Source organism: Geobacter grbiciae (assembly GCF_018531165.1).
GTDB lineage: Bacteria > Desulfobacterota > Desulfuromonadia > Geobacterales > Geobacteraceae > Geobacter > Geobacter metallireducens.
On sequence record NZ_JAHDIW010000024.1, the window covers coordinates 25995 to 36013 of the forward strand.

The 10019-nt window shown below is 56.6% G+C and carries 8 protein-coding genes; all 8 read right to left on the bottom strand.

The features are described from left to right. Window positions 1-49: 49 nt before the first annotated feature. Window positions 50-1312, bottom strand: coding sequence for an amidohydrolase family protein (locus KJB29_RS17970; RefSeq protein WP_215735702.1), 1263 nt, complete (start codon window positions 1310-1312; stop codon window positions 50-52). Window positions 1313-1391: 79 nt separating this feature from the next. Further along, window positions 1392-3044 carry a pyridoxal-dependent aspartate 1-decarboxylase PanP gene (panP, locus tag KJB29_RS17975; RefSeq protein ID WP_215735703.1) on the bottom strand — a complete coding sequence of 551 codons (1653 nt, stop codon included), beginning with the start codon at window positions 3042-3044 and terminating at the stop codon, window positions 1392-1394. A gap of 65 nt (window positions 3045-3109) precedes the next feature. Continuing rightward, window positions 3110-3961 carry a pantoate--beta-alanine ligase gene (gene panC, locus KJB29_RS17980; protein ID WP_215735704.1) on the bottom strand — a complete coding sequence of 284 codons (852 nt, stop codon included), beginning with the start codon at window positions 3959-3961 and terminating at the stop codon, window positions 3110-3112. Between the two features lies 1 nt (window position 3962). Then, a complete protein-coding gene (panB, locus tag KJB29_RS17985) occupies window positions 3963-4766 on the bottom strand; it encodes a 3-methyl-2-oxobutanoate hydroxymethyltransferase (RefSeq protein ID WP_215735705.1) in 804 nt (267 codons plus the stop codon). A gap of 231 nt (window positions 4767-4997) precedes the next feature. After that, entirely contained in the window at window positions 4998-6989 is a 1992-nt protein-coding gene (locus KJB29_RS17990) for a methyl-accepting chemotaxis protein (protein ID WP_215735706.1), read from the bottom strand. Window positions 6990-7115: 126 nt separating this feature from the next. Then, on the bottom strand, window positions 7116-8207 hold the full coding sequence (locus KJB29_RS17995; protein WP_215735707.1) for a 6-phosphofructokinase: 1092 nt from the start codon (window positions 8205-8207) through the stop codon (window positions 7116-7118). Next, a complete protein-coding gene (locus tag KJB29_RS18000; RefSeq protein ID WP_215735708.1) occupies window positions 8204-9178 on the bottom strand; it encodes an ROK family protein in 975 nt (324 codons plus the stop codon). The genes KJB29_RS17995 and KJB29_RS18000 overlap by 4 nt, the downstream gene beginning before the upstream one ends. Before the next feature lie 21 nt (window positions 9179-9199). After that, window positions 9200-9685: an HIT family protein gene (locus KJB29_RS18005; protein WP_215735709.1), complete on the bottom strand. Its 486-nt coding sequence runs from the start codon at window positions 9683-9685 to the stop codon at window positions 9200-9202. Window positions 9686-10019 lie beyond the last annotated feature (334 nt).

A 10019-nucleotide genomic window follows, 5' to 3' on the forward strand; every position in this document is an offset into this window, starting at 1 on the left:
AAGGAGTAAAAACCCTTGCAATTACTGGGCAAAAGGGGCTTGCGCACGGTCAAGGAGACGCCTCCCGGCTTACAACGAGATTGCCGGCAAGGAAAACCTGAAGAATCTCCGAATGAATGAGCGCCTCGTGCAGCGCCTCACCGGAACTATTCCGGCCAGGAAGCTTCATCACAAGAAAATCGGCATGTTTCCCTTTATCGAGGGAACCGGTCCGATCAGCAAGTGCCAACTGGCGAGCAGAGCCGATGGTGGTCATTGAAAGGACTTCCGTAGGAGTAAAAATGCCCGGGAAGGTATCAAGGAGATACCGCATTTCATCCCATAGGGAGAGTGAGTCATTGCTGGCCAGTGAATCGGTGCCAAGCGCAAGCGGGACGCCGAGCCTCTTCAGCAGAACGACCGGGGCGCGCCCCACGGCGAGCTTGTCGTTGCTCCGGGGACAGAGGACCACGCCGACGCCACGTTTGGCCAGGATTTCGGCGTCGGACGGCGTAAGGTGAACGCAGTGAACAGCCGAGATGGTGCCGTTCAATACGCCGAGCCCATCGAGCCAGGCTGTAGCGGTTGTGCGCCGTGGTGCGGGGAGGTACGATTCCCACCGGACATGGGGATAGAGAAACTCGGCAATTTTTCCGGAAGAATCAAAGAAAAAATCGCTCTCTTCGCGTGACTCGGCCAGGTGGATGACTCGTGGCACGTTCCGCTCATGCGCCAGACGGTACACATCCTGGTGGAGGTGTTCGGCGACTGTGTGAGGAGCATGGGGTGAAATGCCCGGGAGGAATGAGCCTCCGGAAAAGGAAGCGATGGCAGCATCAAGTTCTTCGACGAGTTGGGCATTGCGAACCGAGTCGTGACCGATGGCCTCGAATAAGAGCCTCCCTCTCAGGCCTGAATCGGCATAGAGGGGGATAAGTGAACGGTCGGTGAGGATTTCGCCGATGGCTGTAGTCCCGGCTTCGAGGCAAATCCGCAGCCCCTCGCGCACGGAAAGCTCCAGTTCCTGTGGCGACAAGGCCCGCCGGATCTTGATTACCTGGATTATCCAGTCCACGTATGTTCGAGGAGAATAGTCAATCCCCTTGCGGATCTTCCAGGAAGGGAAATGGGTAAGCTCCAGGTGGGTGTGGGCGTTGACGAGACCGGGGAGGATGGCGCAACCGGGGAAATCATGAACGGGACCGCTATGGCGCGAACGGAGCTCGGCCAGCGTTCCCGTTTCGACAATGCAGCCGTCGTCGACGGCCACTGCGCCGCCAGGGATGGGGGGAGATGCTATCGGCAGAATGTATGAAGCGGCGTAAAGTTCCATCGAAAGGGCTCTCGGCAACGGGTCTTTACTCAGTCATTACACTCTACCACAAAAGAACACCAACTCCATCAAACTACCGTTAGACAGCTTTCGCCAGACCGGGACAGAGTTCCTCAGCCTGCCGCAGCAAGGCCTGAATCTCCGGCAGACGCACGATTTCGCACTGTTCCGCCAAAACTGCCTCCAGAATCTCATCGGTCGTCAGCGGATTGGCCAGAACGACACGCAGGACAGTGAGCTCCATGTCGTGACGATCCACATGCAGCCGTGTTCGAGAGACAAAGGTTTTACCCGCTTCGCGCTGATATTTCTGCAACAGCTGACAGACCTGATCAAGAAGTCCATTGATAGCGGCGCGCTGTTGGGCCGTCGCGTCGGTCAGGGCCTGCTGGATGGCAGGCGGACAGTAGCGGTAGGTGAGGATATTCAGTTCCGGTTCGCTGATCAGCTCGAAATCGGGATGGCGCTGGATCATGTCGGCAAAGGTGCGTGCCCGCTCGATCCCCATATCGATAAGAAGCTCGTACCCCTTGCGGCCAATGATCGAAAACCCGGCATGAACCAGCATCGCCTTCCCTGGCCGCGACCCTTCCAGGGTATGACTGCCCAGGTCCTTGGAGCCATGACGCAGGATATAGTTGGCATGATGCTCGATAGCCGAGAGGGCGGTGGGATCCTTGAAGACGACCATCCCCGCCCCCATCGGCACATAGAGCTGTTTGTGCCCGTCAATGGTAACCGAGTCGGCCCGTTCTATTCCGCGGAGCAGGTGACGGTGCCGGTCGGAAAAAAGGGTTGGCCCCCCCCAGGCGGCATCCACATGAAAATGACAGCCGAGCTCTTGGGCTAAATCGGCCATTGCCTCCAGCGGGTCGACATTGCCGGTTTCGGTCGTCCCGGCGATGCCGACCAGAGCCAGCGGGAGGGTGTTCCGATCCTGCAGTCGCCGGCATTCTTCTCTCAACGCCTTGAGGTCGATACGGTTCTTTGCATCGGTCTTTATCTTGATCAGGTCATCCCTGCCGATACCAAGGAGGTCGGCGGCCTTGCCCAAAGAGTAGTGGCCACGCTCGGAAACGAGAACGGCAATCCCGTCCGCGCCTCGATATTTCAGGGCACGCGCCAGCCCTTCCTGGGCAATGCCGCGGAACTCTCCGTCCGGAGCGAACAGGCGGTTGCGCGCCACCCATAGCGCCGTGACGTTGGCGATGGTGCCGCCGGAACAGAAGGCCCCCAAGGCATGCTGGCTGTTATGAATCCATTGCGGGTAGAAGTCGTCATTCCGGCCATAGACCAGGTGATGAAGCATGGCAAGGACCTGGCGCTCCATGGGCGTAAAGGCCTTGGATGTCTCCACCTTGACCACATTCTGGTTGAGGGCGGTCATGAGGCGTGCCAGCGGGAGCATGAAGTAGGGGAGCGCCGAGGTCATGTGGCCGACAAAGGCCGGTGAGGCGGTATGGACCGAGTGGGCGACGAGGTTCTCTTTGACGAATTCGGTATACTCGGAGACGTAGGTCGGTTCCTCGGGTATGGAGAAGGAGGAGAAATCCGCTTCGATCTCTTCGAGAGGGCGTTCGATGGCGACGATATGGGTCTGCAGGAAGCCGGCGACATCGCCGGCAATCGCCTGATCAATAGCGCCAAGGGTCGAGTCGGGTGCTTCCGGCACGGTGAAGATCCGGTAGAGGTTTTCCAGGCTGGCACGGGCTGCGTCACGATTTTTCGGCATTGTTCGCTCCATCCTTTGAGTTGACGGTCGGACTTAACATAAAGGGAGTACCGGAAACGGTATGATTACTGCTCTTCTCCCAGGATGCAGTTGTCGATCAGCCTTGTCTTTCCTATCTTCACGGCCAAGGCGATAAGAGTTCGCCCGTTGGCCGTTTCGACTGTCTCAAGGGTGTCGCCATCGCGAAAATCCGCATAGTCGATGACGGCGCCGGGAACCTCGCCGATGACCCGGAGCACCTTATCCCGCAGCGTTCCAACGCTGCGCTCCCCATCCAGGAAGAGGTCCCGGGCCGTGGCAAGGGCGCGGCTGAGACAAAGAGCGTTTTTCCGCTCTTCGGGCCCCAGGTAGGCATTGCGGGAGCTCATGGCAAGGCCGTCCGCTTCACGCACAATGGGCATGCCGACGATTTCCACGTCCATGTTCAGGTCGGCGGCCATGCGACGGATGACTGCCAACTGCTGGAAGTCCTTCTTGCCAAAGAGGGCCACGTGGGGCAGAACGATGTTCAATAGTTTGGCAACCACGGTGGTGACACCCTGGAAGTGGCCGGGGCGGCTCGCGCCACAGAGGGGACGCGTCAACTCCTCCACGTTCACATAGGTCTGAAATCCCCGGGGATACATGTCGGACGCCTTGGGCGCGAAGATAATATCCGCTCCCGCCGTCTCGGCCACGTTACGGTCCCGCGCCAGGTCGCGCGGATAGGCATCGAAGTCCTCGGTGGGACCGAACTGGGTTGGGTTTACAAAGATGCTCGTCACGAGGATATCGGCCCGCTTCTTCCCCTCGATCATAAGCGAGGCGTGTCCCTCGTGGAGGAACCCCATGGTCGGGACCAGGGAAATGCTTTTCCCCTCCCTTCGTGCCTCCCGCGAAAAGGCCTGCATCTCGGCTACGGTTTCAATGATTCTCATCTCAGCTGAATGAATGCCCCTCGTCGGGGAACTCTCCTTTCTTCACTTCGGCGATGTATGAGGAAACCGCGCTGGTTATCAGAGCATTGGCGTCCCCGTAACGTTTCACGAACTTTGGAGAGTATTTCTCGCACAGTCCCAGGATGTCATGGATCACAAGCACCTGGCCGTCGCAGTGGGGCCCCGCGCCGATGCCGATCGTGGGGATGGAAAGCTCTGCGGTGATCTTTTCCGCCAGCCTTAACGGGATCCCCTCCAGAACCACGGCAAAGGCGCCGGCTTCCTCAATAGCTTTGGCATCATCCAGAAGCCGCTGGGCCTGCTCTTCCTTTTTCCCCTGGACCTTGTACCCCCCCATCCGGTGAATCGACTGGGGGGTGAGACCGATATGGGCCATGACCGGAATATCCATGTCGACAATGGCGCGGATGGTATCGGCCACATGGCTCCCACCTTCCAGCTTGACGGCTTCCGCCCCCCCATCCTTCACGAGACGGCCGGCATTGAGACGGGCGTCCCGCAGGTCGGTCTGGTAGGAGAGAAACGGCATATCGGCCACAACCAGGGCCTTGGGCCGGGCCCGCACCACCGCCCGGGTGTGATAGATCATCTCGTCCATCGTGACCGGCAGGGTGTTGTCATACCCGCTGAAGACAACGCCCACGGAATCGCCGATGAGGATCATGTCAATGCCGCATTCATCCATTACGCGGGTAAAGGGGTAATCATAGCTGGTGAGGACGGTTATCTTCTCGCCGGCTGCCTTCATCTTCTGGATGTCAATAATTGTCTTCTTGCGGTTCACGGTTGCTCCACACAACAAAAATGCGCCACCGGGGTTCCGGAGGCGCATGTACCAAGACCAAGAGAAAAAGCAATTTCCTTGTCGTTGCGGCTATTGCCATCCGTCCCGGTTCGTACGAATCCAGGCAGTATCAATTTGTCGTGAACAGATTTTCGACTCCGCCAGTGTTGCGGGTCATTTATAAAACGCAGTTATTGTTTACCACAAATCAGATGAGGCTGTCCATTAAATTCATTCGGCGATTTTCTTCATCATTTCAAGTTCTCTCACTACGGCGGAGCTTTCTCCGCGCCGAACTTCCATGTCTTCAAATATTTTGGTTACCATCTCACCCACGGCTTCCACCGACTGCTTGATCTCGCTGCCGTCTTCCACCTGTTTGACGGTCGCCTTGACCATTTCCTGGGTCATTTCCTTAATCGTATCAACGGAACGGACAATGCTCATGGCGGCATCGGACTGCTCCTTGGACGCCTTGAATATCTGAGAACTCATGCTGCTCACGTTTTCGATGGAATGGGTGACAAGCTGCACGCTGCGGACCTGCTCTTCGGTTGCAACCTTAATTTCCTGGGTCATGTCCAGCGAGCGGGCCGAACTCTCGTGAATCACCTGGAGTGATTGCCCCATGACGCCCCCCAGTTCCACCCCTTTCTGCACGAGTTCCTTGGAGGCGGAAATGTTCTGGGCGGCACTGTGGGACTCATTCATGATCTCTTCGATGATGCCGGTGATTTCACCGGTTGACTGACCGGTCTGGAGCAAAAGGTTACGGATCTCATCGGCAACAACACCGAAGCTCTTGCCGTATTCTCCGGCCTGGGCAGCGATGATTGAGGCGTTGAGAGCAAGGAGATTGGTCCGCTTGGTAATGTCGTTGATAACCCCTACGATGCTCTCGATACGGCCGCTGTTTTCCGTGAGCCGCTTCATGGCATCAAAGGAAAGCTCAACCGAACGCTGGATCTCGGCCAGCGACGCGATGGTCTCCTTCACCACACGCCTCCCCCGGTCAGCTTCCTCTTTTACCTTGCTTGAAACCTGGTGCGAGATCGCGGCACTCTGCTCAACATTCTTGATGGTGGAGTTGAGCTCTTCCATGGCCGACACCGATTTTTCGATAGATTCGGAAAGATAATCGAGATTTTTCGTAACCTGCTCGATGGATACGTAAATATTGCTCACCGACGAACTTGTCTCATCAACGGAGGCAAGGACGCTTTCGGCGGCGGATGCGATGTGAGCGGTACCGTCGGCAACAGAATTGACCGCATCCTTGAGATTTACTACGTAGCGGGAATAGTGGTCGCGGTTCTTAAGCAGGTCGGAGAAAGTGGTTTCCAGCTCAGAGGTGAGCGTCCCGATTGCCTTCAGGAGGTTGATCCGGATGATGGCCGAGGCTGCCTGGTCGGCGAAGAGCCTGATGGTGTCGACATCGGTGTCATTGAGAGGACGCCGGCTTTGCCGGTTGTCGATGCCGAATACCCCCACTGACTCACCCTTCACGATGATGGGGCAGAGAACAAAGCTCCTGGAGCGCAACGCACGGATGGCGTCGTAGGGAGGCTTGAGCCGGAAGTCAGCCGGATACGTGCTGAGGTCGTCGATCATGTAGATCTGCCGATCCGCAAAGCACTTGAAAATGACTCCGCTACGGATATCAAGAGGGATGCTGACCCCTTGGGGGTTGAAGTCCGGGGTGCCGACGGACGCCACAAAAGAAAGATTGGAGCGCCCTTCGTCGGCCATCAGGATGGAGACCCGTTCGTAACCGAGGACGTCGTGGAGTCCTTCAGCGCACAGGAGCAGAACCTCTTCGATGTCAATGGATTTCTGGATTTTACTGCTGATCTGGTGAAAGTTCTTGATGTTGCTGTCAAGGGCCCGGTAACGCTGTTCAAAAATTTCCTTTTGAGAAGCGACCTCCCGATGAAGAACATTCAGTTCCGAAGCCCGGCTATGAAGTTCATCGGTCGTCTTGCCGATATAGTAGCCGAGCACGGCGAGTACACCTGCGGTGCCGATTCCCATATAGGTATACAGTGCGATATTAAAGGGGGAATTAACGATATCGCCAAAAACTCGCGACAGGAGAGACTGGTCGGGATTGGCGAAAAAAATCAGGCGGATGAGCGTCCACCCTATGGGGGCGCTGATACCCAGAATACACCCGAAAAGCCCGTAGCGAATACTTCTATTCTTCACGACAGCCCCCGAATCCATAAACGGTTTCCCTCCATGTGAATCGTACCTCAAAAGAGGTTCATACATAATAACATCGGTCGCTGCATGAGTTTCTTCAGAGAAATATCGTCACACTCTATAGCGCGGAGGGATTAAAGTCAATTCTCACTCCCTTCCGACATTGATTCCCAGCTCTTTGGCGGCGGTTACCACCTGTCCCCGGGGATCGACAAGCTTGAGCTTGCGGACCGCTTTTTCAATGGGAACGGAACGAATGGCTCTTCCCTTGAGACAGATCATCTCTCCGTACTGCTCCCTTTCGATAAGCTCAACGGCACCGATGCCAAATCGGCTCCCGAGACAGCGATCAAAGGTAGAGGGGGACCCTCCCCGTTGGAGATGGCCGAGCACTGTCACCCGGATGTCCATATCGAGACAGGAGGTAAGTTCGTGGGCCACAAAGTTGCCGATGCCGCCGAGCCGCTCGATTGCCATGGTTTCATCGGCCTTTTTTTGGACGACCCGCGTACCTCCCCGGGGAAAGGCTCCCTCGGCCGCCACTACAATGCTGAATTTGCTGCCTCGCCGGCGCCGGCCTTCAATGGCATTGCAGACGGTTTTCAGTTCAAAGGGGATCTCGGGGATCAGGATCACGTCCGCACCGCCGCTGATACCCGACTCCAGTGCGATCCAGCCGGCATAGCGCCCCATCACCTCCATGATCATGATACGGTGATGGCTCTCGGCCGTCGAATGGAGCTTATCGAGGGCATCGGTGGCTGTTTCCAGAGCCGTGTTGTAACCAAAGGTGACATCGGTTTCCATCAGATCGTTGTCAATTGTCTTCGGGACGCCAACCACCGGCACCCCCCTTTTCATCAACTCCAGGGCGATCTTGAGGGAACCATCTCCCCCCACTGCCACGATGGCGTCGATCCCGAGGTCCTTGACCCGCTCCACAACCCGGTCGGACACATCGGTCAGCACAGTTTTACCGTTAACCTCAATGGGGTAGGAAAAGGGATTGCCCCTATTGGAGGTGCCAAGGATCGTTCCTCCCCGCGGAAGGATCCCCCTCACGTCTTCAAGCCCCAGTGGTCTTGGGCAGCGGTCGTAGAGAAGGCCGTCGAATCCGTCCTCGATACCGACCACCTCCCATCCCCTCCCGATGATGGCGCTCTTCACCACGCCCCGTATCACCGCGTTGAGGCCGGGGCAGTCTCCCCCTCCCGTAAGGATGCCGATCTTCCGCTTCATGGTTTCTCCTCCTGAAGAAAACTCCTTGCCAGTGCAGCACTGCCGAGAATCCCACCATCGTCTCCCAGGGAAGCCTGGCGGATAACGAGGCGCTTGCCCGGAATGGGAAAGGCCCTGGCGAGGACTTCCCGTCGCATGCTCTCGCACAGGAGATTGAAACTCGAGGAGACACCTCCTCCGAGAATTATCGCTTCGAGATTAAGGAGATTGGCAACCGACGCGGCAGCGATCCCCAGATACCGTCCGGCATCGGCGAAGAGGTCCAACGCCGCTTGGTTACCGTCCAGTGCCGCAGCGGCAAGTATTTTGGTTGAAATGGCGGCCACGTCGCATTGTGCCCCGAACACATCCTTTTGTTGGCAGATCATCTCTCTTGCCGCGGAAACCAGGGCGCTTGCGGATGCGTACTGCTCGAGACAACCGCGGTTGCCGCAGGGACAGGGCCTCCCCTCGGCTTCCACGGTCATGTGGCCGAACTCGCCTGCCACCCCGTCGATTCCGGTCCAGACCTTGCCACCGAGGATCAGACCTCCCCCCACGCCGGTGCCGAGGGTGACCATAAGAAATGACCGATAGTCCCTGCCCGCCCCGTAAACGCTCTCTCCGAAGGCAAAAGCGTTTACATCGTTCGCCACCACCGCCGGGAGCCCGCTCATGGCCTGAAGCTCATCCCGCAGATTTACCCCGTCCAATGGCCTGAGGTTCACCGAAACATACACATGGCCGTCATTGGCAATGAGTCCCGGCACCCCTGCCCCCAGCCCGGCAGGTTCGATGTTATTATCTCTGGCCGCGAGCAGCAGGGACTCAATCCCCTTGCCAAGACGCGAGAAGAAAGAAGATCGACCATGGTGGATATCGGTCCTGCTCTTGGTCTTGTGGATAATGGCGCCCCGTTCATCAATGAGAGCCAGACGGAGGTTGGTACCACCTATGTCTATGCCGATGTAGGCGCGCTTTTTGCCATTCATGGGAGCAGAACTCCTCGTGCTCTATTGCCGGGCCGCAAAACGGGGAGAAAGCCGGTCGTAGGTAGTCAGCAACCCTTCAGGGACAACGCGTACGTCGGCGACAACCGTCATGAAATTCGTATCGCCATTCCAGCGCGGAACGATATGGATATGGAGGTGGTCTTCTATCCCTGCACCGGCTGCCCGGCCGAGATTGAGCCCGATATTGAACCCCTGGGGTGAGGCTTCCTCCTCAAGAACGCTTCTGCAGAGCCGAACGGTTCGAAAAAGGTCAAGCATCTCGACGTCCGTAAGGGAGTCCAGTTCCGCAGTGTGGTGTCGTGGCGCCACCATCAGGTGACCATTTGTGTAGGGATAGCGATTAAGCATTACCAACGATAACGGCGTTCTGTAGAGAACAAGATTCTGTCGATCCTCGTCCGTCCGCGCATCTAGGCAAAAAATGCAGCCATGCGGCTTTTCATCGAGAATATAATCCATGCGCCACGGCGCCCAGATTCTTTCCATCACTCCCCCTTCTCCGCGGTTATTTACCTGCCCACATCACGGAATTATCAACGAACTTTGCTTCAAATACAAGCATTCACGAGACATTTCACCCCACAAACCAAATAAAATGTTTTTTTAGTAATACTGTAATTTGACCTTGACAAAGGACCAAAACAAGGTCTAAGGTGTCTCAATTTATAAGAAATCAGCAAAATAAAACTGTGTAACACGGCTGAATTAAAGCGAAATGATTTTTATTGTGACTAAAATTTATCCACCAAGAAAGGAGCAAGTATCCACATGAGCAAAAAACAGGATGCCCTGGAATACCATTCGAGCGGACGCAAAGGAA

Coding starts and splice junctions, on each gene's coding strand:
- KJB29_RS17990 (WP_215735706.1), bottom strand. CDS start 6,989: ATGGATTCGGGGGCTGTCGTGAAGAATAGAAGTATTCGCTACGGGCTT.
- KJB29_RS18000 (WP_215735708.1), bottom strand. CDS start 9,178: ATGAATGGCAAAAAGCGCGCCTACATCGGCATAGACATAGGTGGTACC.
- KJB29_RS18005 (WP_215735709.1), bottom strand. CDS start 9,685: ATGGAAAGAATCTGGGCGCCGTGGCGCATGGATTATATTCTCGATGAA.
- panP (WP_215735703.1), bottom strand. CDS start 3,044: ATGCCGAAAAATCGTGACGCAGCCCGTGCCAGCCTGGAAAACCTCTAC.
- KJB29_RS17970 (WP_215735702.1), bottom strand. CDS start 1,312: ATGGAACTTTACGCCGCTTCATACATTCTGCCGATAGCATCTCCCCCC.
- KJB29_RS17995 (WP_215735707.1), bottom strand. CDS start 8,207: ATGAAGCGGAAGATCGGCATCCTTACGGGAGGGGGAGACTGCCCCGGC.
- panC (WP_215735704.1), bottom strand. CDS start 3,961: ATGAGAATCATTGAAACCGTAGCCGAGATGCAGGCCTTTTCGCGGGAG.